Below are 23,209 nucleotides of genomic sequence, written 5' to 3' on the forward strand. Positions count from 1 at the left end.
ACCCGCCGGGTAGCGCAGCGCGGGTCCCGGATCCGCCTCGTGAGGTGGGGGGATGGTCGACTCCTGGTCTCGGGCCGGAAGTGTGTTGGGGCAAACGAACGTCCCCCGCCACTTGTTCCGGCCGAGCCGCGAGCGTCACCAGCCGCGGGCGCGCCACTCCGGGAGCGAGGGGCGCTCCCGGCCGAGCGTCGAGTCCTTGCCGTGCCCCGGGTAGAACCAGGTGGCGTCGGGGAGGCGGTCGAAGACGCGCTCCTCCACGTCCGCGAGCAGCTGCCGGAAGCGCGTCGGGTCGCCCCAGGTGTTGCCGACGCCGCCGGGGAACAGGCTGTCGCCGGTGAACAGGTGCGGGCGGTCGGCCAGCTCGCCGCCGGCGTCGTAGAGGAGCGCGATCGAGCCGGGCGTGTGGCCGCGCAGGTGGATGACGTCGAGGGACGCCTGCCCGACCGCGACGGTGTCGCCGTGCTCCACCGGCTCGGCGACCGGCTCGGGGAGGGGCCCGGCGTCGCGCGGATGGGCGACGACCGGCGCGCCGGTGGCCCGCGCCACCTCGCTCAGCGCCATCCAGTGGTCCTCGTGGCGGTGCGTGGTGACGATCCGCGCGAGGGGGCCGTCCCCGATCAGCTCCAGCAGCCGGGGCGCCTCGTTGGCCGCGTCGATCAGCAGCTGCTCGCCGGTCGCGGTGCACCGCAGCAGGTAGGCGTTGTTGTCGTACGGGCCGACCGCCACCTTCGTCACCCGCAGCCCGGGCAGCTCCCGGACGTCCGGACGCCCGCCCGCCTCGACGTTACCGGTGTAGGTCATGCGTCCTCCCCGTCGTTCGTTCGAAGACCATCTTCCATCATCGGCTCCCGCGATCACCCGCGCTCGGGGTGCGCGCCTGGAATGAGTCACCAGACGCAGCCGAACCGTGCGCCGCCGGACGGACTTTCCCGCCTTCTCCCCGCACCATGGGAACCGGAAGATCAGGTCCGACCCCGGAAGGGCGGTGAGGCGGTGACGACCGCGTTCCGTCCCGCGCGGCAGCGCGGGACGCCGCCGGGGGCGCGCCGCGGCGGGAGGGCGACCGGATGATCGGCGACGGGCCGGGCGTCCGGCCGGGCAGCTTCTGGGAGCGACTGGCCCCCACCGACCGGCAGGCCCTGCGCGCCATGGGACGGCGCGCCGACATCCCGCCCGGCGGCATGCTGTGCCACCAGGGGACGGTCGCGCCGGCCGTCTACGTGGTGTTCAAGGCGTCGCCGCGGGCCGCGAGCAACGCGGTCGCCAAGGAGTTCGTGGACTCCAGCGACGGCGACGAGTCGATCATCGACCTGTTCGGGGCGGGCGACCTGGTCGGAGTCCTCGGCCCGTGGGGGCATCCGCAGCGCGCCACGGTCGCCGCGCTGGACCACGTCACGGCGCTGCGCGTGGACCGCGGCAAGTTCCGCAGCCTGCTGGCGGCGAGCCCGCAGGTCGCCGAGGCGATGATGCACGCCGTCTCCGAGAGCGTCACCTACGGCGGCCGCCGGCACGCCGTGCGGGCCGCGGACCACCCGCAGCGGCTCGCCTACCACCTGCTGGAGCTGGCGCACCGGTTCGGCGAGCCCGCTCCCGGCCAGGGCACGCGGATCCCCCTGCGGCTCAGCCAGGCGGAGCTGGCCAACTGGGCGGGGATCTCCCGCGAGACGCTGGTGCGCTGGTTCCGGACGTGGCGGGCCAAGGGCATCCTCGACCGGCGGGCCCGCCCGCTGACCGTCCTCGACGTCGAACGGCTCCGCCGCGCCGCGAGCCCCTGGGGCGACGACTGGCCGGCCGCCGAGCCCGAGCGGGCGCCCGAGCGGGCCCGGGAGCCGGACGGCGGCGCCGGGATCGCGGCGCGCGAACCGGTGCGCCTGGCGGCGCCGGCCCGGCCGCCCGCCGTCCGCCTCCCCGCCGACGACCCCTACTTCGCCGGACGCGCGGTCAGCCTCGGCAAGCTCGACCTGCTGGTCGGCCAGTCCGTGTGGCCGCGCGCCGTAGTGGTCCAGGGCATGGCGGGCGTCGGCAAGACCACGCTGGCGCTCCACTGGGCGCACCGGGTCCTCGACCGCTTCCCCGACGGCGTCCTGTTCGCCGACCTGCGCGGCACGTCCCGCAGCTCCGTCACCCCGGCGGAGGCGATGGGGCAGGTGCTGCGCGCGGCGGGCGTGCCCGGCGACCAGGTCCCGAGGACGGAGGCGGAGCTGGCGGCGCAGTGCCGGTCCCTGCTCGGCGACCGGCGGATGCTGCTGATCCTGGACAACGCCGCCCGGCCCGAGCAGATCAGGCCGCTGCTGGCGGCGATGGCCTCGGGGCTGGTGGTCGTGACGAGCCGGCGGCGGCTGCCGGCCCTGCTCGAAGGCGCCGACGTCCGGACCCTGGAACTGCGGGAGATGGCGACGCAGGAGGCCGTGGACCTCATCTCCAACGTCCTCGGCGCGGGCGACCCCCGCCTCAGGGAGGAGGACAAGGCGGTCGAGCGGCTCGCCCGCGAATGCGGCCACCTGCCGCTCGCGCTCGGCGTCATGGCCGGGCGGCTCGCCGAGAACCCCGGCGAGTCGATCGCCGGGACCGTCCGGGAACTGGCGGCCCGGGACGTCCGGGACGCCGCGCCGTACGGGCCGGGCCTCGCGGGGGCGGGCCTGGGCGACGGCGCGGCGCCCGGAACGTCCGGGACGGCGCTGCTGGCCGTCCTCAGCCCGACGTTCGACGTCGCCTACCGGAGCCTGCGCCGCGGGCAGCGCGAGGCGTTCCGCAGGCTCGGCCTGGTCACCGGCCCCGACTTCACGCCCACCGCCCTCGCCGCCCTGCTGGACGGCACGGTCGGCGACGCGCGCGAATGCCTGGAGGGCCTGCGCCAGGCCTACCTGGTGCACGACGTGGGGCCCGACCGCTACCGGATGCACGACCTGCTGCGCGACTTCGCCCGCGAACGGGGGCTGCGCGAGGACTCCGACGGCGAGCTCCAGGCGGCGCAGCGGCGGCTCCTGGCCGGCTACCTCGCCGAGGCGCGCCGCGCGGGCCACGCCATGGCGGCGCGGTCCCGTCCCCGGACGCATCCGGGGGAGGCGCACGGGCGTCCGTCCACCGCCGCGGAGCGCGCGGCCGGACTCGCCTGGTTCGAGGCCGAGCGCCGCAACCTGGTCGCCGCGGTGCACCAGGCCGCCCGGCTCGGCCTGCACCGCACGTGCTGGGAGCTCGCCGACGCGCTGTTCGACTTCCAGGAGTTCCGCCGCTACAGCGAGGACAGCATCGCCGTCCACCAGGTGGGCCTGCACGCCGCCCGCACCGAGGAGGACTGGGCGGCCGCCGCCGTCATGCTCCACAACCTGGCGATGGCGCACTTCGAGCTGGGCGACTCCGTCCAGGCCATCGGCTACGGCGAGGACGCGCGGCGCGGGTTCCGGGCCGCCGACCCGCCCGACCGCTACGGGCAGGCCGCCACCCTGGCCACCCTGGCCGACGTCCACGTGGCGCTGGGCCGCTACCTGACGGCGATCGACCACGCCCGGCGCTCCCTCGCCGTCCACGGGGAACTGCGAGACGACGCTGGAACGGCCAAGGGCCACGACATCCTGGCCCGGGCGCACCTGGGCCTCGGCGACTACGAGACGGCTCTGGACCACGCCGCCAGGGCGCTCGACGTCCGCCGCCGGACCCACGACCAACCCGGCGTGGCGGAGACCCTGCTCACCGTGGCCCAGGTCCACCGCCGCCAAGGCAACGTCCACGGCGCGGTCTCGCACGCTCTGGAAGCGCTCGCCATCCGCCAGGAACTCGCCGACATGCACGGCGCCGCGCAGGCGCTGACCGAGCTCGCGCGGATGAACGCCGCGCTCGGCCTGCGCGACCTGGCGCAGCAGGACGCCGAGCAGGCGCTGCGCACCTACCGCGCCCTCGGCGCCCGCCACGGGGAGGCGCGCGCGCTGGCCACGCTCGGCATGCTCATGTGCGAGGCGACGCGGTTCGCCGAGGCGTTCACCTACTGCGGGCAGGCGCTGCGGCTGCACCGCGAGACCAGCGACCGGCACGGCGAGGCCGAGGCGCTCGCGCAGATCGGGATCGTCCACTGGCGCCTCGGACGGTACCGCGAGGCGCGCGAGCACCTCCTGCGCGCGCTGGAGATCCGCCGCGAGATCGGCGACCAGCACGGCGAGGCCAACGACCTGGAGCACCTGTCGGTGGTGATGCGGCGCCTCGGCCGCCACCAGGAGGCGTTCGTCCTCGGCCTGGAGGCCCTGGACCTGTGGCACCGGCTCGGCGCGCGGGGCGGCATGGCCGGGACGCTCGGCAGCCTGGCCCGCACCTACGCGCGGCTCGGCCTGCCCGAGGAGGCCGAGCGCGCCGCCCGGCAGGCGCTCGGCATCCGCGAGTCGGGCGGCGACTGGTACGGCCTCGGCGTCGGCATGGACACCCTCGCCGCCGTGCTGCGCCGCGCCGGCCGCCCCGAGGAGGCCCTGGAGCGGGAGCTGGAGGCCCTGCGCATCCTCGGCGAGGTCGGCGACCGGCACAGCGAGGCCGTCGGCCTCGGCCACCTCGCCGCCATCCACCTCGACCTCGGCCGCGCCGGCGACGCCCTCGCCACCGGGCGGCGCGCCCTCGACCTCGCCGCCGAGCTCGGCGCCACCCGCGAGCAGGCCCACGCCCTGCACAGCATGGCCCGCGCGTCCCAGCTGACCGGCGAGCACGACCGCGCGGTGGAGCACGTCACCGCCGAGATCGCCATCCGCCGCGAGACCGACGACCAGCGGGGGCTGCGGCGGGCGCTGGAACGGCTGCGCGACTCCCGCCTGGCCCTCGGCGACCACGCGGCAGCCGCGGACTGCGCCCGCCGCGTCCGCGCCCTGGACGGCCTGCTCGCCCCGGAAAGACCGCCCGAGATGTGACCGGCGACCTGGTCGGCCGGCCCCGGGGCGCGTTCACTGGACCGCGAGCAAGCGATCATGAAGCCGGGGCCCGGCCGGATCCGGGTCCGGTGAGGAGGCGAGATGCAGACCCCCCGGTTCTGGGACGCGCTGACCCCCCGCGCCCAGGAGGCCCTGCGGCGGGCGGGCGCGCCGGTGGTGATCAGGCCCGGCGCGTTCCTGACGCGCGAGCACACCCGCGCGGCCCAGGTCTTCGTCCTGCGGTCCGGGGCGGTGAAGGTCTGGGTCGACCGGGACGGCGAGACCGCCATCCTCGACGTCCTCGGCCCCGGCGACCTGGTGGGGGAGCTGGAGGCGGTGGACGGCGGGGTCCGGCACGCCAACGCCGAGGCGCTGACGCGGGTCGAGGCCATCGTGCTGCCCGCCGCGCGCTTCCGCGGCGTCCTGGACGCCCAGCCCGGCTCGGTGTGGGCGGTCGCCGCCGTCCTCGCCGAACGGCTCCGCGACGCCAACGAGCTGCGCGTCGCGCACTTCCCCGACGACCCCGAGCGCCGCCTCGCCGGCCGCCTCCTGCGCCTGGCGGCGCGGTTCGGCTCCCCGGTCAAGCGGGAGCGCCCGGACGGCGTGATCGAGGAGGGCGTCGTCGTCCAGGTCCCGGTCACCCAGCAGGACCTCGGCCGCTGGGCCGGGATGGGCCGCCGCAAGGTCGCGCAGATCCTCGCGGCCGAGCCCGTGCGCGGCCGCGTGACCGTCGCCCGGAGCGCGATCGCCGTCCGTTCCGCGGACGCCCTGCACCGGCTCGCGGGCGACGACCTCCCCTAGTCCCCCGGCCCGCTCAGAAGCCCGCCTCCTCGCGGAACCGGGAGGGCTCGTACGGCCAGGGCGGCGGCACGGGCAGCGGACCGTCCGGGCGGAGGTGCACGCCCGCGCCGTCGGACCGTCCGCTCAGCCAGCCCAGCAGCGCCCGCCCGGAGCCGGACGCCTCCGGGCCGCCGGGCGTCCAGCCGAGGTCGGCGGTCTCGCCGGAGTCGGTCGCGGTGATCCGCAGCCCGGCCGGCTCCCCGAGGAGCCGGTCCGGCAGCGCCGCCAGGTCCGCCAGCGTGGCCGCCGCGGACCAGCGGACGTAGGGCTCCGGCCAGTCGGCCGGGCCGTACCCGGCGGCCAGGTCGGCGTGGTGGGCCTCCACCTCGTTCCAGCGGCGGAACACCGTGTACCAGGCGGGATGGGGCCAGCCCGCCATCGCCCGCACCGGAGCCTCCGCCGCGCTCGCGGGCAGCGACCGGGCCTGCTCGGAGAACCGCGCCTGCGTCGCCCGGACGTCGGCGACCAGCTCGTCGCGGGAGCGGCCGGCGCCCGCGGCGATGTCGGCGTCGCGCCGCTCCAGGCTCGGGTACTGCGGGACCTCCGTCCCCGTGCGCGCCCCTTCGAGCAGGTTCCACAGGGAGTCGGCGTTGCGCGCGATGTGCGTCGCCACGTGCCCGCGGCTCCACCCCGGCAGCCCCGACGCGCCCCGCAGGTCGCCGGGGGACAGCCCCTCCAGCGTGGCGGCGATCCGCTCCACGCCCGCGTCCAGCTCGTCGATCACGTCGCGCCAGTCCATGACCCCTCCTCGGCGAAAAGGACCCTCCATCCTGTCGCACGAGCCCGGCCCGCGCCAGACAATGGTGATCATGGAGTTTCCGATCTGCGTCACCTGCGGCGTCCAGTACGCCGGGCCCCGCCCCGACTGCCCGATCTGCGAGGACGAGCGGCAGTACGTCGGCTGGGAGGGCCAGCGGTGGACGACCCTGGAGGAACTGCGCGCCGGCCACCGCGGCCGCGTCGCCGAGGAGGGCCCGGGCGTCGTCGGTATCGGCGCCGAGCCGTCCATCGCCATCGGCCAGCGCGCCCTCCTCCTGCGCGCCCCGTCCGGCAACGTCCTGTGGGACATGGTCACTCACATCGACGACGAGCTGGTCCGCCGGGTGAACGACCTCGGCGGCGTCTCCGCGATCGCGATCAGCCATCCGCACTACTACGGCACCATGATCGAGTGGGCGCGGGCGTTCGACGCGCCCGTGTACGTCCACGAGGCCGACCGCAGCTGGGTGGCCCGCCCGGACGACGCGGTCGCCTTCTGGTCGGGCGACACCCTCGAACTGGCCGACGGCCTCACGCTGATCAACGCGGGCGTCCACTTCGCGGGCGGCCAGGTCCTGCACTGGCGCGACGCCCGCGCCCTCTTCTCGGGCGACATCGTGCAGGTCGTCGACGACCGCGACTGGGTGAGCTTCATGTACTCCTACCCGAACTACATCCCCGAGCGCCCCCGCACGGTCCGCCGCGCCCTGCGCCTCCTGGAGCCCTACGACTTCGACCGCGTCTACGGCGCCTGGTGGAAGAAGATCGTCTACAGCGGCGGGAAGGAGGCCGTCCGCCGCTCCGCCGAGCGCTACCTCTCCCACGCCCTCGACGACGAGTGACCGCGGTCCCGCCGCGACCGCGCGCGAAGCGCGTTCCGGGTGGTCGGAAGGGGGCGCCGCGCCCTGACGGCGTTCCGGTGGCGGGCGGCGTTCGAACACGTGTACGGTGCGATGGTGCCGTCCCGACCGCTCGGACCGGCCGGGTAGCGTCATGAAATGCAGCGGCGAGCGCCGCTGTTGAGAAGCCGGGGGAGCCTGTCGCTCCCCGTGGCTAGCCTTGATACCGAGCCGTATACGCAGATCGCCGCGCCCAGAAGAGGAACCGGAAGAACGTGCATGACCGACTCATCGTGCGTGGAGCACGCGAGCACAACCTGAAGGACGTCTCGCTCGACCTCCCGCGGGACTCCATGATCGTGTTCACCGGTCTGTCGGGTTCCGGGAAGTCCAGCCTGGCCTTCGACACGATCTTCGCCGAGGGGCAGCGCCGGTACGTCGAGTCGCTGTCGGCCTACGCCCGGCAGTTCCTCGGGCAGATGGACAAGCCCGACGTCGACTTCATCGAGGGGCTCTCCCCGGCGGTCTCGATCGACCAGAAGTCCACCAGCAAGAACCCCCGGTCCACGGTCGGGACGATCACCGAGGTGTACGACTACCTGCGGCTGCTCTACGCCCGGATCGGGCACCCGCACTGCCCCGAGTGCGGCCGGCCGATCAGCCGGCAGGCGCCGCAGCAGATCGTCGACCGGGTGCTGGAACTGGAGCAGGGCGCCCGGTTCCAGGTGCTGGCGCCGGTGATCCGCGGCCGCAAGGGCGAGTACCTGGAGCTGTTCCGCGAACTCCAGTCCAAGGGCTACTCGCGGGCGCTGGTCGACGGGCAGATGATCCGCCTGGACGAGCCGCCCCAGCTCAAGAAGCAGGAGAAGCACGACATCTCCGTCGTGGTCGACCGGCTCTCGGTGAAGGACTCCGCCCGGCAGCGGCTCGCCGACTCGGTCGAGACGGCGCTCGGCCTGGCGGGCGGTACGATCGTCCTCGACTTCGTCGACCTGCCCGAGGACGACGAGCACCGCACCCGGATGTACTCCGAGCACCTCTACTGCCCCTACGACGACCTGTCGTTCGAGGAGCTGGAGCCGCGCTCGTTCTCGTTCAACTCGCCGTACGGCGCCTGCCCCGACTGCACCGGCCTCGGGACGCGCATGGAGGTCGACGCCGAGCTCGTCGTCCCCGACGGGGAGCTCTCGCTCGGCGAGGGCGCGATCCAGCCGTGGTCGGGCGGGCACGTCAGCGACTACTTCCTGCGGCTGCTGTCGGCGCTGGGCGACGCGATGGGCTTCGACCTGAACACGCCGTGGGACCGGCTGCCCGCCAAGGCGCGCAAGGCGATCCTCAACGGGCACGAGACGCAGGTCCACGTCCGTTACAAGAACCGCTACGGCCGCACGAGGTCGTACTACACGGCCTACGAGGGCGTCGTCCCCTACATCCAGCGGCGCCACGCCGAGTCCGAGAGCGACTCCAGCCGGGAGCGCTTCGAGGGCTACATGCGCGAGATCCCGTGCCCGACGTGCGAGGGCGCCCGGCTGAAGCCGGTCGTGCTGGCCGTCACCATGGGCGGGATGTCGATCGCCGAGGTCGCCGCGATGCCGATCGGCGAGGCCGCGAAGTTCCTGCTCGCGCTCGAACTGAACGAGCGCGAGACGCACATCGCCGAACGCGTCCTCAAGGAGATCAACGCCCGGCTCGGCTTCCTGCTGGACGTCGGCCTCGACTACCTGACCCTCGACCGGGCGTCCGCCACGCTCGCCGGCGGGGAGGCCCAGCGCATCCGGCTGGCGACGCAGATCGGCTCGGGCCTGGTCGGCGTCCTGTACGTGCTCGACGAGCCGTCGATCGGCCTGCACCAGCGCGACAACCACCGGCTGCTGGAGACGCTGCTCCGGCTGCGCGACATGGGCAACACCCTGATCGTCGTCGAGCACGACGAGGACACCATCGCCGCCGCCGACTGGATCGTCGACATCGGCCCGCGCGCGGGCGAGCACGGCGGCGAGATCGTCGTCTCCGGCACGGTCGAGGACCTGAAGAAGTCCGAGCGCTCCCTCACCGGCGCCTACCTGGACGGCCGCCGCGAGATCGCCGTCCCGCAGATCCGGCGGCCCCGCACCCGGGGCCGCGAGGTCACCGTCAAGGGCGCGCAGCAGAACAACCTGCGCGACGTCGACGTCGCGTTCCCGCTCGGCGTCCTCACCGCGGTCACCGGTGTGTCGGGGTCCGGCAAGTCGACGCTGGTCAACGACATCCTCTACAACTCGCTGGCGAAGAAGCTGAACGGCGCGAAGACCGTCCCCGGCAAGCACAAGCGCGTCAACGGCGTCGACCAGCTCGACAAGGTCGTGCACGTCGACCAGTCGCCGATCGGCCGCACCCCGCGGTCCAACCCGGCGACCTACACCGGCGTGTTCGACCACATCCGCAAGCTGTTCGCGCAGACCACCGAGGCGAAGGTGCGCGGCTACCAGCCCGGCCGGTTCTCCTTCAACGTCAAGGGCGGCCGCTGCGAGAACTGCTCCGGCGACGGCACCATCAAGATCGAGATGAACTTCCTGCCGGACGTCTACGTCCCGTGCGAGGTCTGCCACGGCGCCCGCTACAACCGGGAGACCCTGGAGGTCCACTACAAGGGCAAGACGATCTCCGAGGTGCTCGACATGCCGATCGAGCAGGCCACGGAGTTCTTCGAGCCGATCACGGCGATCCACCGGCACCTGAAGACGCTGAACGACGTCGGCCTCGGCTACGTCCGGCTCGGCCAGCCCGCCCCGACCCTGTCGGGCGGCGAGGCGCAGCGCGTCAAGCTGGCCTCCGAGCTGCAGAAGCGCTCCACCGGCCGCACCATCTACGTGCTCGACGAGCCGACCACCGGCCTGCACTTCGAGGACATCCGCAAGCTCCTCGGCGTGCTGAACGGCCTGGTCGACAAGGGCAACACGGTCCTGGTCATCGAGCACAACCTCGACGTCATCAAGACCGCCGACTGGATCATCGACATGGGCCCCGAGGGCGGCTCGCGGGGCGGCACGGTCGTCGCGACCGGCACCCCCGAGAAGGTCGCCGAGGTCGAGGCCAGCCACACCGGCCAGTTCCTCAAGAAGCTCCTCGCCTGAGGTCCCGGAGGCGGGCCGGTGCGGGACGGGTGAGGCCGTCGACCAGGATGGAGCCATGGAAGACGAAGTGACGCCCGGGGCCGCCGAGGCCGCCGGGAGCGGGGGAGTCGGCCGGCGTGCGGTGCTGTGCGGGACGGGGGCGCTCGGCGCCGCGGCCCTCGCGGGCTGCGCGTCCGGCGGCGGGGCCACGCCCGCCGCGGACCTCAAGGGCAAGCAGGTCGCGAAGGCCGCCGACATCCCGGTCGGCGGCGGCAAGGTCTACGGCGACGAGAAGGTCGTGGTGACCCAGCCGAGCCAGGGCGCCTACAAGGCGTTCACGGCGGTGTGCACCCATCAGGGCTGCACGGTCGGCGGGGTCTCGAACGGGCTGATCAAGTGCCACTGCCACGGCAGCGAGTTCAGGATCGCCGACGGCTCGGTGCAGCGCGGTCCGGCGAAGGAGCCCCTCAAGGAGTACCCCGTGCGGGTCGAGGGCGGCGGCATCGTCGTCACCTGATCATCGAGTCGGGCCCGCGTTGAACCGGCGCGCTCGCGGATCCGTGATTCCCGGTGACGGACAGGAACCGACAGAGGTCACCGGAGGGGCGAGGATGCCACACAGGTCCGAGACGCAGGCGGACGGAACGGAGCTCGCGCCAGGGGAGGGCGCGCCGGGGGACGGCGCCGCGGGCGGCACCCGCAGGGGGCTGCTCATCGGCGCCGGACTCGCGGGCGTGGCCGGGCTGGCGGCGGCGTGCGGCGGGTCGGGCGACGACGGGGGCGGAGCCGGCTCCGGGGGCGCCGGCTCCGAGGGCGGATCGGGCGCGGCTCTGGCCTCGGTGGGCGAGATCCCCGTCGGCGGCGGCAAGGTGTTCGAGGACGCCAAGGTCGTCGTCTGCCAGCCCCGCCAGGGCGAGTTCACGGCGTTCTCCGCGACCTGCACCCACCGGGGATGCGGCGTCGGATCGGTGTCCGGGGGCACGATCAACTGCCACTGCCACGGCAGCAAATTCAAGATCACGGATGGCTCGGTGGCGAGCCCGCCCGCCGACGAGCCCCTGGCGGCGAAGAAGGTCACCGTCCAGGGCGGAAAGATCATGCTCGCCTGAGCGACTTCGCGCGCGCCGGGCCGTCCTCGCGGGGGACGGCCCGCGCGCCGTCGGCGTGCCGCCCCTCCGCCACCTCCTCCTCGGTGGCCGGGGGCGGGTCGCCGGCCCCCGCCTCGGCGCCGTCCGCGACCGGCTCGGGGCCGATGCGGAGCCGGGGGAGGGCCTCCGGGTGGCGGTCGCGGATGTAGGAGACCAGGTGCTCGCGCACGTCGCAGCGCAGGTCCCAGGTGCTCGCCGAGTCGGCGGCGCTCATCAGCGCGCGCACCGTGACGAGGCCGCTCGGCAGCACGTCCACCACCTGAAGCATCCACTCCCGCTGGTCCCACAGCGGGTTGTCCTTCAGCGCCGAGTACAGCTCGGCGCGCAGGTCCTCGACCGGGACCGTCCAGTCCACGTGCAGCTCGACCGAGCCGAGCAGACGGCTGGAGTGCCGCGTCCAGTTCTCGAACGGCTGCTCGGTGAAGTGCGACACCGGGAAGATCATGCGCCGGTCGTCCCAGAGCTGCAGGACGACGTAGGACAGCGTCAGCTCCTCGACCCGGCCCCAGATGCCCTGCGTGACGACGACGTCGTCCAGCCGCAGCGCGTCGCTGAACGCCAGCTGCAGCCCGGCGAGCAGGTTGCCGAGGGTGGGCCGGGCCGCGATGCCGACCACCAGGCCGGCGACGCCCGCCGAGGCCAGCACCCCCGCCCCGACCGCCCGCACGGCGGGGAAGGTGAACAGCGCCGCTCCGACGGCGAGCACCACGATGATGACGGCGGCGATGCGGCGCAGCAGCAGCATCTGGGTGCGGGCCCGCCGCGCCCGCCGGTTGCGCTCGCCCTCGATCCGCATCAGCCGCGTCAGCGGCGGGTCGCTCAGCGCGTACCCGATCCGCAGCACCAGCCACGTGGAGGCGCCGATCGCCGCGATCCGCATCGCGTGCCGGACCACGTCCTCGGCGTGCCCGCCGATGAACTGGTACGGCATCGCGGTGCTGGAGCTCACCACCACCGCGAACGCGAAGGCGGGCGCGGTGCAGCGCCGGGCGACCCGTCCGGCGCCGGGCCAGCGGTGCGACAGCCGGCCCGCGACGAGCCGGCGGCCCCCCTCCACGACGATCACGGACGTGCCGACGACGGCGGCCAGGACGATCCAAGCCCAGAGCGTGGACACGTGCGCAACGACCCCCTTCCGGATCCGCGGAACCGTTTGACCCTCCCTTTCCGCATGGTTTGCGAACATCCGGGCGGAGGGGAGAGATCTACGTCACCCTCCGGATCGGCGGGGGCCTCCGGCGGCGCGGGGCACGGCGTGTCGGTGCCGCCCATTAGGCTTTCGAGCGTGGCAGATCCGGCGACCTACCGACCCGCACCCGGCTCCATCCCGGAATCCCCGGGGGTGTACCGGTTCCGCGACGAGCACGGCCGGGTCATCTACGTGGGCAAGGCCAAGAACCTGCGCTCGCGGCTGAACTCCTACTTCGCCGACTTCTCCGCCCTGCACCCCCGCACCCAGACGATGGTGCAGACCGCCGCGCGCGTCGACTGGACGGTGGTCGGCACCGAGGTCGAGGCCCTCCAGCTGGAGTACTCCTGGATCAAGGAGTTCGACCCCCGGTTCAACGTCCGCTACCGCGACGACAAGTCCTATCCCTATCTCGCCGTCACCCTGAACGAGGACTTCCCGAGGGTGATGGTGATGCGGGGCGCCAAACGCAAGGGCGTGCGCTACTTCGGGCCGTACTCCCACGCGTGGGCGATCCGGGAGACGGTCGACCAGCTGCTGCGCGTGTTCCCCGTCCGCACGTGCAGCGCCGGCGTGTTCAAGCGGCAGCACCAGCTCGACCGCCCCTGCCTGCTCGGCTACATCGGCAAGTGCTCGGCGCCGTGCGTCGGCCGCGTCTCGCCGGAGGAGCACCGGCTGCTCGCCGAGGACTTCTGCGACTTCATGGCGGGCAACACCACCCGGTTCATCAAGCGCCTCGAACGCGACATGCGCGAGGCCGCCGCGTCCCAGGAGTACGAGCGCGCCGCCCGGCTCCGCGACGACATCCGCGCCCTGGAGCGCGCCCTGGAGAAGCAGGCGGTCGTGCTCCCCGACCGAACCGACTGCGACATGGTCGCCTTCGCCGAGGACGAGCTGGAGGCGGCCGTCCAGGTGTTCTACGTGCGCGGCGGCCGCATCCGCGGGCAGCGCGGCTGGGTCGTCGACAAGGTCGAGGACGTCACCACCGCCGACCTGGTCGAGCACTTCCTCATCCAGATCTACGGCGAGAGCGAGTCGGTGCCCCGTGAGGTCTTCGTCCCGGCCCTGCCGCCGGAGGTGGAGGCCATGACCGAGCTGCTGTCGGAGCAGCGCGGCGGGCCCGTCCGGCTGCGCGTCCCGCAGCGCGGCGACAAGCGGACCCTGCTGGAGACGGTCGCGCGCAACGCCCACGAGGCGCTCAAGCAGCACAAGACCCGCCGCGCCTCCGACCTCACCACCCGCAGCCGCGCGCTGCAGGAGCTCCAGGAAGCCTTGGAGCTCGACGACGCGCCCCTGCGGATCGAGTGCTACGACGTGTCCAACCTGCAGGGCACCGACGTGGTCGCGTCCATGGTCGTGTTCGAGGACGGCCTCGCCCGCAAGAGCGAGTACCGCCGGTTCACGATCAAGGCCGTGCAGGGGCAGGACGACGTCCGCTCCATCCACGAGGTCATCACCCGACGGTTCAGGCGCTACCTGGCCGAGAGCGAGAAGACCGGCGAGCTCGACTCCCTCGGCGACCCGGAGGAGGGCGCGCACCAGCCGATCGACCCGGAGACCGGGAGGCCGCGCAAGTTCGCCTACCCGCCCAACCTGGTCCTCGTCGACGGCGGCCCCCCGCAGGTCGCGGCCGCGCAGCGCGCCCTCGACGAGCTCGGCGTCGACGACATCGCGGTGTGCGGGATCGCCAAGCGGCTGGAGGAGCTCTGGCTTCCCGGCGAGAGCGACCCGGTGATCCTGCCGCGCAACAGCGAGGGCATGTTCCTCGTCCAGCGGGTCCGCGACGAGGCGCACCGGTTCGCCATCACCTTCCACCGGCAGCGGCGGTCCAGGTCCATGACGGTCAGCGAACTCGATAACGTTCCTGGTCTGGGTCCGGCGCGCCGCGCGGCGCTGCTGAAGCACTTCGGGTCGCTGAAGCGGCTGAAGGACGCGACGCCCGCGCAGGTCGCCGAGGTCCCGGGAATCGGCATGCGCAGCGCCGAGAGCATCGTGGCGGCGCTGCACGGCGGCGCCGCGCCGCCGGACGGCGGGGGCGAGGGACCCGGCGGGGACGACGGGGAGCACAGGGGGAGTAGCGGATGACCAGCGAGACCAAGATCCCGGACATCGTGATCGTCACCGGCATGTCCGGGGCGGGCCGCAGCACCGCGGCCAAGTCGCTCGAGGACCTCGACTGGTTCGTGGTCGACAACCTGCCGCCCGGGCTGCTGGCCACGATGGCCGACCTCGGCGGCCGGGTGAAGGACGCGGTGCCGCGCATCGCCGTCGTCGTGGACGTCCGCAGCCGCGCGTTCACGGACGACCTGCACTCCTCGATCGCCGAGCTGGAGGCCCGCGGCGTCCACCCGCGCGTGGTGTTCCTGGAGGCCGGCGACGCCGACCTCGTGCGCCGGTTCGAGAGCGTCCGCCGCCCCCACCCGCTGCAGGGCGACGGCCGCCTGGTGGACGGCATCGCCCGCGAGCGCGACCTGGTCCGCGAGGTCCGCGCCGAGGCCGACCTGGTGATCGACACCAGCGGCCTCAACGTGCACGAGCTGCGCAACAAGATCATCGGCTTCTTCGGCACGGACAGCGGCGAGTCCAGCCTGCGCGCCACCGTGGTGTCGTTCGGCTACAAGTACGGCCTGCCGGTCGACGCCGACCTCGTCGTCGACTGCCGGTTCCTGCCGAACCCGCACTGGGTGCCGGAGCTGCGGCCGAAGACGGGCCGCGACGCCGCCGTCCGCGACTACGTCCTCGGGCAGCGCGGCGCCAAGGAGTTCCTGGACGCCTACGCCGAGGTGCTGCGGCTCCTCGCCGACGGGTATGAACGCGAGGGCAAGCACTACGTGACGCTTGCCGTGGGATGTACCGGTGGAAAACACCGTAGTGTTGCCATGGCGGAACAGATCGCCGCCCGGCTGCGGGACGAGGGCATCGAGGTGCAGGTCGCCCATCGTGACCTCGGCCGCGAATGACGGACCGCGCCGGGACCCGGCGGGAGTCCCGGACGAGGAGAGAAACGGCACGGTGAAGCCCCTCGGCCCGAAGGTCGTCGCGCTCGGCGGGGGCCACGGCCTCTACGCGTCGCTGTCGGCGCTGCGCCGCGTCACCGACCGGCTGACCGCGATCGTCACCGTCGCCGACGACGGCGGTTCCAGCGGCCGGCTGCGCCGCGAGCTCGGCGTGCTGCCGCCCGGCGACCTGCGGATGGCGCTCGCCGCCCTCTGCGGCGACGACGAGTGGGGCCAGACCTGGCGGGACGTCGTCCAGCACCGCTTCCGCAACGAGGGCGACCTGCAGGGCCACGCCGTCGGCAACCTGCTCATCGTCGCGCTGTGGGAGCTGCTCGGCGGCGACGGCGCCTCACCGGGTTCCACCGTCGCCGGGCTCGACTGGGTCGGCCGGCTGCTCGGCGCGCACGGCCGCGTGCTGCCGATGGCGGCCGTCCCGATGGACATCGTCGCCGAGGTGCGCGGCGCCGACCCCGCGAGGCCCGACGAGATCACCCATGTCAAGGGCCAGGTGGCGTGCGCCAGGACGCCCGGCAGCGTGCTCGGCGTGTCCCTGGTGCCCGCCGATCCGCCCGCCTGCCCCGAGACCCTCGCCGCCGTCGACGACGCCGACTGGATCGTGTTCGGCCCCGGCTCGTGGTTCACCAGCGTCCTGCCGCACCTGAAGGTGCCCGCGCTGGCCCGCGCCCTCACCACCTCCCGCGCCCGCCGCGTCGTCGCGCTGAACCTCGCGCAGCAGCCCGGCGAGACCGACGACTTCTCGCCGCAGACCCATCTGGAGGTGCTGCAGGCGCACGCGCCCGACCTGCGCGTGGACGTCGTCCTCGCCGACCGCGGGGTCGTGGACGACCCTGACGCCCTCGACAAGGCCGTCAAGGACCTCGGCGGACGTCTCGTGCTGGCCGACGTCGCCGCCGACGACGGATCGCCGCGTCATGAACCCGCCCGTCTGGCCCAAGCCTTCGTACAGATATTCACCGAGTGACGACCGGCGCGGCCGGGATCGGCCACACTGCTGGAAGTCCGATAGGGGGAGGGTTCATCAGATGGCGATGACCGGTGTGGTCAAGGACGAGCTGAGCAGGCTCACGGTGCTGAAGCCGTGCTGCCGCAAGGCCGAGGTCTCGACGCTGCTGCGGTTCGCGGGCGGCCTGCACCTGGTCAGCGGCCGCATCGTGATCGAGGCCGAGATCGACACCGGTGTGGCGGCGAGGAGGCTGATCAAGGACATCTCGGAGGTGTTCGGGCACACCTCCGAGGTCGTCGTGCTCGCCCCGAGCGGCCTGCGCAAGGGCAACCGCTACGTCGTGCGCGTCTTCCGCGACGGCGAGTCGCTCGCCCGGCAGACCGGCCTCATCGACAACAACGGCCGGCCCGTCCGCGGACTGCCCCGGCACGTCGTCGCCGGCGCCGCCTGCGACGCCGAGTCGGCCTGGCGCGGCGCGTTCCTCGCGCACGGCTCCCTCACCGAACCCGGCCGCTCCATGTCGCTGGAGGTGACCTGCCCCGGCCCCGAGGCCGCCCTCGCCCTCGTCGGCGCCGCCCGCCGCCTGAAGATCCACGCCAAGGCCCGCGAGGTCCGCGGCGTCGACCGCGTCGTCGTCCGCGACGGCGACGCGATCAGCGCCCTGCTCACCCGGCTCGGCGCCCATGACAGCGTCCTGGCCTGGGAGGAGCGCCGGATGCGCCGCGAGGTCCGCGCCACCGCCAACCGCCTCGCCAACTTCGACGACGCCAACCTGCGCCGCTCCGCCCGCGCCGCCGTCGCCGCCGGCGCCCGCGTCGCCCGCGCCCTGGAGATCCTCGGCGACGACGCCCCCGAGCACCTCGTCAACGCCGGACGCCTCCGCCTGGAGCACAAGCAGGCCTCCCTGGAGGAGCTCGGCCAGCTCGCCGACCCGCCCCTCACCAAGGACGCCATCGCCGGCCGCATCCGCCGCCTCCTCGCCATGGCCGACAAGCGCGCCGGCGACCAGGGCATCCCCGGCACGGAGGCCAGCCTCACCGCCGACATGCTCGCGCAGTGATTCCCAGGGGGGCGACCCCCTGGAACCCCCGTTGCGAGCCGGGCGATCCTCACGCCACGGTGCTGGTTTCCGTGCCCGTGCGGGTTGCCGTCGTGGCGCTCCGGTCGCCCGGCTCGGCGGGTCGTGCGACCTCCAGGCGCTAGAGCGCCTTCCGGCCGCCCGGCCCGCGGCCTCGCTCAGGTCTACTCCAAGAGCGTCATGGCGTGGCACGTCCGAGAGCGCTGAAATGTGGATGCCGGTCAGGGGAGGCGGTGAAGGGCGCCGTCGGGGGTGGCCTCGAAGGTCAGGTTGTGGGCGGAGAAGGTCGCCTCTACGTGGAGTGTTCCGTCCGGGAGTGTGCGGGTCTGGATTCTCGGTCCTTCGCCGCGGACGGGGGCGATCAGGGTCAGTATGCGAAGTTGCCGGGTCCTTCCATGGGCGGGAATCGTCACCACCGGGGCGGGGAGTCTCTTGCGGGTGGAGGGGGCGATCCAGCCTTGCGGCGGGTCCAGGGCGCCTCGGGTGACCGTGGCGGGTCCGCCTGTGGTGCCGGGGAGCGGTAACCGGATGAAGTGGACGCGGACAGGGCCCGCGGTGGCGACGGCGCCGGTCCCGGCCGGAACGGCGGTGAACGCCGCGGGCAGGTGCCAGAGCTGCTCGACGGAGCGGGGGGCGGCGGAGCGCACCTCGTCCAGCACGGCGACGGCGTCGGGATCGGAGGCCGCGAGCACCGTGCGGAATCGGGCCGTCCCGGCGAAGGCGGTGTCGGAGAACCGGAACGTGTCGGCGCCGCGCCGGAACTCGTGCGCGACCAGCGCCGTCGCCGCGTTCTCGCGGAACGGCGCGCCCCGCACCACGAGCGTGTTGTGCGCCTCCGGCGAGGCCAGCCACCTGCGCCAGGTCGTGTCGCTGTAGCCGATGTGGCCGCTCGGAACGAGGATGTCGCGGCCGAGCGCATGGAAGGTGAGCGCCATGTGGTCGTTCTGCCCGTGCGCGTACCGGCCCGGTCCGAAGCGCGCCGTGTAGGCCGTCTCCTCGGCGAAGGAGCGGCCGTCCCGGCCCCAGCCGGACCTGCCCACCACGTACCCGGCGCGGTAGACGCGCGCCCTCTCCTTCGGCGGGACGCCTTCCGCGCCCTGCGTCGCGACGTATCTGAGCGGGCCCGTTCCGGGCGAGTCGATGTCGGAGGCTCTGGACGCGTCCGACTCGCCGATCTGGAGCAGGTCGCCACCGGGTGTGGTCTGGAAGGCGATGAACTCGTCCATCAGCTTGTGCCGGCGGACGAGTTCGGCGGGGACGGGACGGCCGCACTCGCGCATCACCCGGAAGGCGAGCCGCCACCGGCTCCGGTTGTAGACGGTGTAGCGCGCGGACTGCTCGTTCCCGGCGCCCTCGTCGTCGACGGCCGGCCGCGCGCCGCCGGGCGGGGCGAGGACCGCGTCGAGCAGGCGCCGGTGGCCGAGCTCCGCGAGGTCCGCCCGGCCGATGCCGCAGCCCGCCGTCATGAGCGTCATCGACTCGTCGGTCCCGTGGTTCCAGGGCCCCGAGTAGTGCTCCGGGCGGGCCAGCCACCGCGCGTGGGCCGCGATGGCCTCGTCCAGCCACCGTCCGGCCAGGTGCCTGCGGAGGCAGACGAGGGTGGCGAGGCGGAACTTGGCGGCCTGGTCGATCGCCTCGCGCCGGCGCGCGGAGAACCGCTCGGGGCGGGCGTTGTCGGCGAGCCAGTCCCGGGCGACGCCCGCGGCCGTTCGCAGCGCGGCGCGGTCACCGGTCCGCTCGTACTCCCTGATGAGGCCGCCGAGCCATTCGAGGGAATGGAACCAGAGCTGCCACGACCGGTTGCCGTCCGGGGCCAGGCCCCAGTCCACGTCCGTCCCGTCGGCGACGCGGACGGGGGCGACCTTCGGAGTGGCGAACCGGCCCGCGCGCACCTGCGCCGCCGGGTTGACCCTGTCCAGGCCGTTGTAGCCGAGGCAGACCGCCCGCGCCGCGGCACGCGCGGTCACGGGTGCGGCGGACGGGACGCCGCCGTGGCAGCCGCACGACAGCGACAGCAGGAGCGCGGCGCAACCCGCCCCGCGGGCGCCTCTCCCTGATCGATGGGCCACAGTCCCACCACACACGCGAAGTGGGCTGCCGCCGGACGGCCGCCGGTGAAGGGACGGTAAACAATCGGGGCGTGCGGTCAGCGCGGTTTGTTGTCGCCCCGCAGCACGCGCTCGATGAGGTCGTCGCGGAGCTGGCCGTAGCCGGTCTCGGCCCACACGCTGCCGGACGGGTCGGCCTCGTAGTAGGGGACCTCCCGGCCGTCGCGGCGGTCGGTGAGGACCTCGGGGGCGCGCTTGTCGCGGGCCGCGCGGGCGCACGCGCGGCAGGTCCGGACGCTCAGCCGCCTGCGGGAGCCGACGGGCCGCCAGTCGAGTTCGCTGGTCGCGTCGCCGTGGAGCGGGTTGAAGAAGCACAGCGGGACGGGCGGGATCTCCGACCGGCCCTTGGCGACCGCCTGCGCGGAGGCCAGGGCGTCGCGGCCCTGGTCGAGGAGGACCAGGACACCGGCAAGGTCGGGGACGCCCCGCGCCGCGTCTAGGGTCTTCCCCGCGGCCTGGTAGGCGTCGAGGGCGCGGGCCACCAGGGCGCGGGCCCGCTCGCCGGAGGTCGGGACGGTGCTGTCGTCCAGCAGCTCCCCGAACGCGATGACCTCGCGGGACGCCTGCTCGCGGAGCTGGTCCTCGGTGGCGCGGTGCGCCGTGGCGAACACGGTGCGGGGCATCAGCAGCCCTTCCCCCTCGCGGCGGACGGAGGCCATCCGGCGCCGCCGCCACAGCAGGAACCCGGCGACCCCGGCCGCGGCCGCGGCCGCCGCGCCGGCGCCGAGGGGCAGCGCGAGGCCGCCCCCGTCCGCCTCGTTCCCGTCCGCGCCGCGTTCGCCCGGCGCGGTGCCGTGCCGGGCCCTGTAGCGCTTGTCGATCTCGGCGGAGACCCGGTCGTACTCCTGCTGGCCGGTCCCGGAGACGATCAGGTCGGCGACGCGCGACAGCCGGGCGGCGAGCGGCGCGTCGTCCATGGCGCGGTCCAGGGCGACGGCCCAGGCGGCGCGGTCGGCCCGGTGGTCGCCGCCCCACTCGCGCGCCCTCAGGTCCTGGGAGTCGTCGTCGAAGGTGATGAAGATCCCGTCGCGGCCGAGGCGGTCGTGCACGACGGTCGCGAGCTGCTCGCCGTCCGTCCACGTGCCGCCCTTGACGATGGGGACCAGCACGACGAAGACCGGCGCGGGGGCCTTGCGGAGCTTGGCGATGACCTCGCGGCGGGCCGCCGCGGGGAGCGCCGGCGCCAGGGACGGGTCGACGTAGACGGGGGAGCGGTGCAGGGGCGGCGGCCAGCCGCTCGCCGGGGGACGGTTCAGTCAACACCGAGGTACCTCATCACGCGGGGGAGGAAGGTCTTGCCGTGGGCGCCCCACGCCGTGTCGCGCCACACGCCCGGGACGAGGGTGTGCGGGCGGTGGCCGTCCGGCCCCGGGATCTGCAGGAGGCGCCGCTCGTCGAGCGCCTGCCTCTTGTCGAGATCCCGGCAGTTAGCGCAGAGCGGGCACTGCCTCGGCAGGGCCCCGCCGTGGTCCTTCTCCAGCTTCCGGACGCGCTTGCGCACGACCGAGCTGCCGTGCAGAGGGTTCACCAGGCACGGGGACGGCGGGGACTCGATGTCGCGGGTCAGGGCGACGCATCCCTGGCGGGCCAGCACGATCGCGCCGACGAGGTCGATCGCCTTGCCCTCGTCATCCTTGGCGTCGTCATAGAGGATCTGCGCGGCGTCGTAGGCGGACACGGCGTAGGCGCGTCCGCGCTCGCTGTCGGCCGTGGTGAGCAGGCGGCGGAGCCTCTCCAGGTCCTTGGCGCCGTGCCGGCGCAGCCAGCGGATGCTCGGCCTGGTGCGCGCCTGGTCGTGCCGGCGGGTCCTCGGCCGGTTCGGGGAGCGCGACAGCCCGCCCCGGCGCAGGGCCAGGACGCCGAGACCCAGCCAGTACAGGACCGCGGCCGCCGCGGGCCCGGCGAGCAGGAGCCCGGTCAGCAGCGGCGCCTTGATCTCCGGTTCGTCGGGCGTCAGGGTGTTCTCCTGCCCGAACGGGTCCGGACTGGAGTACAGCCGCGGCATGGTGGGGGACGCCGAGGGTGCCGCCGCGTAGCCGTCGAGCCGCCGGACGATCCGGTCGGCGAGCCCGTCGAACGGGCGCTCGGAGTCGGCGGGTCTCGCGGCGCCCGGCGCGTCCTCCTCGTCCAGTTCATCCAACGCGGACAGGCCCCGGCGCGGGACGTTGAACGCCTCGGACTCCAGATTCCCGTGCCCGTCGGCCATCACGTAGAGGCCGTCGCGGCGCGAGCGGTCGTGCAGCATGAACAGGAACGCGTCGTCGCGGCCCTGCGACTCCGACTCGCTCGGGTTGGGGATCACGACGACGTACGCCGGCGTGCCGAGCCGCTTCGCCGTCCCGGCGAGGACCGCGCGGAGGCGGGCGCGGTCGGACGCGCCGAGCGCCTGCGCGAGGTCCGGGTCGACGAACAGCGGGTCCCTGGCCAGCGCGGCGCCCACCCGGTCGAGCCGGTGGTAGGCGTACGGGGGCGGCTCGTCGGCCGCGGCGGCGCCGGGGAGCGCCGCGAGCGCGGCGAGGGCGAGTGTGAGGGCGGCGAGCACCGCCGGAAGCCGCCTCATCTGCGTGCCTTCCCGGTGTTCTTCTTCGGCGATCGTCCCGGCCGCCGCGCCCGCCGCGCCGCCAGGACGCGGCGGCCGACCAGCAGGCCGAGGATCGAGGCCCCGCTCAGCGCCGCGCCGCCGCCGAACACGCTCCACTCGATGCGGGAAGCCCGCCGGTCGGCCGCGTCGTCGGCGTCGAGGGCCTCGCGGACCTTCGACTTCGGCCGCGGCCGCGGATGGTCGCGGCGCTCCCTGGCGTGCCCCGACAGGGCGATGTCCACGAACAGCGCGACCACCCGCGCGGCGCCCGCGTCGTAGGGGGTCTCGGAGTTCGCGGCCGACCAGGCGTCCTCGATCGGGAGCCCGCGGACGTCGCCGAACTGGCGGATCTCGCCGCTGCCGCCGGACGGGGGGACCACGATGTAGACGCCGTCCTTGCGGAGCCGGTCGCGCAGCAGAGCCGCGAAGGACTCGGTCGCGCTCTGCGGGCCGAGGCCCGAGGTCGGCGTCACCGCGACGTACACCGGGACGCGGAGCCGGGCGACGGACGCCCTGATCCGCGCGGCGGTGTCCGGGGGCAGCGCGCGGGGCGCGTGGTCGGTGACGTACACGGGGTCGCGGCGGAGCGCGGCGGCGATGGCGTCCGCGCGGTTCGCCGGACCGGCGCGGTCCGGGGCGGGCGCCGCCCCGGCCGGTCCGCCGAGCAGCACGGCCCCCACGAGCCCCGCCAACAGAACCGACCACCCGCGCCACATGGCCCCGGAGTGT

Annotated in this window: 17 protein-coding genes; 10 read left to right on the top strand and 7 right to left on the bottom strand. The window is 74.2% G+C overall.

Annotated elements, in window-relative coordinates; genetic code table 11:
- Window positions 1-135: 135 nt before the first annotated feature.
- A complete protein-coding gene (locus ABD944_RS35155) occupies window positions 136-801 on the bottom strand; it encodes an MBL fold metallo-hydrolase (RefSeq protein ID WP_345184300.1) in 666 nt (221 codons plus the stop codon).
- A gap of 266 nt (window positions 802-1,067) precedes the next feature.
- On the opposite strand from ABD944_RS35155, the gene ABD944_RS35160 reads away from it, so the two are divergent.
- Window positions 1,068-4,883, top strand: a complete 3,816-nt coding sequence (locus ABD944_RS35160; RefSeq protein WP_345184302.1) for a tetratricopeptide repeat protein — start codon at window positions 1,068-1,070, stop codon at window positions 4,881-4,883.
- Window positions 4,884-4,985: 102 nt separating this feature from the next.
- Window positions 4,986-5,684: a Crp/Fnr family transcriptional regulator gene (locus tag ABD944_RS35165; RefSeq protein WP_345184304.1), complete on the top strand. Its 699-nt coding sequence runs from the start codon at window positions 4,986-4,988 to the stop codon at window positions 5,682-5,684.
- A 13-nt stretch (window positions 5,685-5,697) separates the two neighbouring features.
- Here ABD944_RS35165 and ABD944_RS35170 read toward each other — a convergent pair whose 3' ends face one another.
- On the bottom strand, window positions 5,698-6,462 hold the full coding sequence (locus tag ABD944_RS35170; RefSeq protein ID WP_345184306.1) for a maleylpyruvate isomerase family mycothiol-dependent enzyme: 765 nt from the start codon (window positions 6,460-6,462) through the stop codon (window positions 5,698-5,700).
- 70 nt (window positions 6,463-6,532) lie between these two features.
- Here ABD944_RS35170 and ABD944_RS35175 point away from each other — a divergent pair, with 70 nt between their 5' ends.
- The 4 genes from ABD944_RS35175 to ABD944_RS35190 all read left to right on the top strand — a co-directional run bounded on the left by ABD944_RS35175 (window position 6,533) and on the right by ABD944_RS35190 (window position 11,522).
- Complete coding sequence (locus ABD944_RS35175; protein WP_345184308.1) at window positions 6,533-7,324, top strand: MBL fold metallo-hydrolase; 792 nt, start codon at window positions 6,533-6,535, stop codon at window positions 7,322-7,324.
- 272 nt (window positions 7,325-7,596) lie between these two features.
- A complete protein-coding gene (uvrA, locus tag ABD944_RS35180; protein ID WP_345184310.1) occupies window positions 7,597-10,434 on the top strand; it encodes an excinuclease ABC subunit UvrA in 2,838 nt (945 codons plus the stop codon).
- 55 nt (window positions 10,435-10,489) lie between these two features.
- Entirely contained in the window at window positions 10,490-10,930 is a 441-nt protein-coding gene (locus tag ABD944_RS35185; RefSeq protein ID WP_345184313.1) for a Rieske (2Fe-2S) protein, read from the top strand.
- Window positions 10,931-11,024: 94 nt separating this feature from the next.
- Window positions 11,025-11,522 (top strand): Rieske (2Fe-2S) protein, encoded by a 498-nt coding sequence (locus tag ABD944_RS35190; protein WP_345184315.1) that lies wholly within the window; start codon window positions 11,025-11,027, stop codon window positions 11,520-11,522.
- On the opposite strand, the gene ABD944_RS35195 is transcribed toward ABD944_RS35190, so the two are convergent.
- A complete protein-coding gene (locus tag ABD944_RS35195; RefSeq protein ID WP_345184318.1) occupies window positions 11,509-12,678 on the bottom strand; it encodes a mechanosensitive ion channel family protein in 1,170 nt (389 codons plus the stop codon). The two genes, ABD944_RS35190 and ABD944_RS35195, sit on opposite strands and share 14 nt — an antisense overlap.
- A 168-nt stretch (window positions 12,679-12,846) precedes the next feature.
- Between ABD944_RS35195 and uvrC the strand changes: the two genes are divergently transcribed.
- The 4 genes from uvrC (at window position 12,847) to whiA (ending at window position 17,773) form a co-directional block, all read left to right on the top strand.
- Complete coding sequence (uvrC, locus tag ABD944_RS35200) at window positions 12,847-14,835, top strand: excinuclease ABC subunit UvrC (RefSeq protein ID WP_345184320.1); 1,989 nt, start codon at window positions 12,847-12,849, stop codon at window positions 14,833-14,835.
- Window positions 14,832-15,710 (top strand): RNase adapter RapZ, encoded by an 879-nt coding sequence (rapZ, locus tag ABD944_RS35205; protein ID WP_345184323.1) that lies wholly within the window; start codon window positions 14,832-14,834, stop codon window positions 15,708-15,710. The genes uvrC and rapZ overlap by 4 nt, the downstream gene beginning before the upstream one ends.
- 52 nt (window positions 15,711-15,762) lie before the next feature.
- A complete protein-coding gene (locus ABD944_RS35210; protein WP_345184325.1) occupies window positions 15,763-16,731 on the top strand; it encodes a gluconeogenesis factor YvcK family protein in 969 nt (322 codons plus the stop codon).
- 61 nt (window positions 16,732-16,792) lie between these two features.
- Complete coding sequence (whiA, locus tag ABD944_RS35215; protein ID WP_345184327.1) at window positions 16,793-17,773, top strand: DNA-binding protein WhiA; 981 nt, start codon at window positions 16,793-16,795, stop codon at window positions 17,771-17,773.
- Window positions 17,774-18,012: 239 nt separating this feature from the next.
- Here whiA and ABD944_RS35220 read toward each other — a convergent pair whose 3' ends face one another.
- From ABD944_RS35220 to ABD944_RS35235, 4 genes are all read right to left on the bottom strand, one after another.
- The gene (locus ABD944_RS35220; protein ID WP_345184329.1) at window positions 18,013-19,758 is read right to left on the bottom strand and encodes a heparinase II/III domain-containing protein; all 1,746 of its coding nucleotides are present in this window, start codon (window positions 19,756-19,758) and stop codon (window positions 18,013-18,015) included.
- A 179-nt stretch (window positions 19,759-19,937) separates the two neighbouring features.
- Complete coding sequence (locus ABD944_RS35225) at window positions 19,938-21,008, bottom strand: hypothetical protein (RefSeq protein WP_345184331.1); 1,071 nt, start codon at window positions 21,006-21,008, stop codon at window positions 19,938-19,940.
- Between the two features lie 143 nt (window positions 21,009-21,151).
- Entirely contained in the window at window positions 21,152-22,459 is a 1,308-nt protein-coding gene (locus tag ABD944_RS35230; protein ID WP_345184333.1) for a hypothetical protein, read from the bottom strand.
- Window positions 22,456-23,196, bottom strand: coding sequence for a hypothetical protein (locus ABD944_RS35235; RefSeq protein ID WP_345184336.1), 741 nt, complete (start codon window positions 23,194-23,196; stop codon window positions 22,456-22,458). The genes ABD944_RS35230 and ABD944_RS35235 overlap by 4 nt, the downstream gene beginning before the upstream one ends.
- Window positions 23,197-23,209 lie beyond the last annotated feature (13 nt).

Origin of the sequence: Actinomadura verrucosospora (genome assembly GCF_039540335.1) — a bacterium.
GTDB classification, from domain to species: Bacteria; Actinomycetota; Actinomycetes; order Streptosporangiales; family Streptosporangiaceae; genus Spirillospora; species Spirillospora verrucosospora.

Coding starts and splice junctions, on each gene's coding strand:
- ABD944_RS35160 (WP_345184302.1), top strand. CDS start 1,068: ATGATCGGCGACGGGCCGGGCGTCCGGCCGGGCAGCTTCTGGGAGCGA.
- rapZ (WP_345184323.1), top strand. CDS start 14,832: ATGACCAGCGAGACCAAGATCCCGGACATCGTGATCGTCACCGGCATG.
- ABD944_RS35170 (WP_345184306.1), bottom strand. CDS start 6,462: ATGGACTGGCGCGACGTGATCGACGAGCTGGACGCGGGCGTGGAGCGG.
- ABD944_RS35185 (WP_345184313.1), top strand. CDS start 10,490: ATGGAAGACGAAGTGACGCCCGGGGCCGCCGAGGCCGCCGGGAGCGGG.
- whiA (WP_345184327.1), top strand. CDS start 16,793: ATGGCGATGACCGGTGTGGTCAAGGACGAGCTGAGCAGGCTCACGGTG.
- ABD944_RS35235 (WP_345184336.1), bottom strand. CDS start 23,196: ATGTGGCGCGGGTGGTCGGTTCTGTTGGCGGGGCTCGTGGGGGCCGTG.
- ABD944_RS35155 (WP_345184300.1), bottom strand. CDS start 801: ATGACCTACACCGGTAACGTCGAGGCGGGCGGGCGTCCGGACGTCCGG.
- ABD944_RS35165 (WP_345184304.1), top strand. CDS start 4,986: ATGCAGACCCCCCGGTTCTGGGACGCGCTGACCCCCCGCGCCCAGGAG.
- ABD944_RS35175 (WP_345184308.1), top strand. CDS start 6,533: ATGGAGTTTCCGATCTGCGTCACCTGCGGCGTCCAGTACGCCGGGCCC.
- ABD944_RS35190 (WP_345184315.1), top strand. CDS start 11,025: ATGCCACACAGGTCCGAGACGCAGGCGGACGGAACGGAGCTCGCGCCA.
- ABD944_RS35230 (WP_345184333.1), bottom strand. CDS start 22,459: ATGAGGCGGCTTCCGGCGGTGCTCGCCGCCCTCACACTCGCCCTCGCC.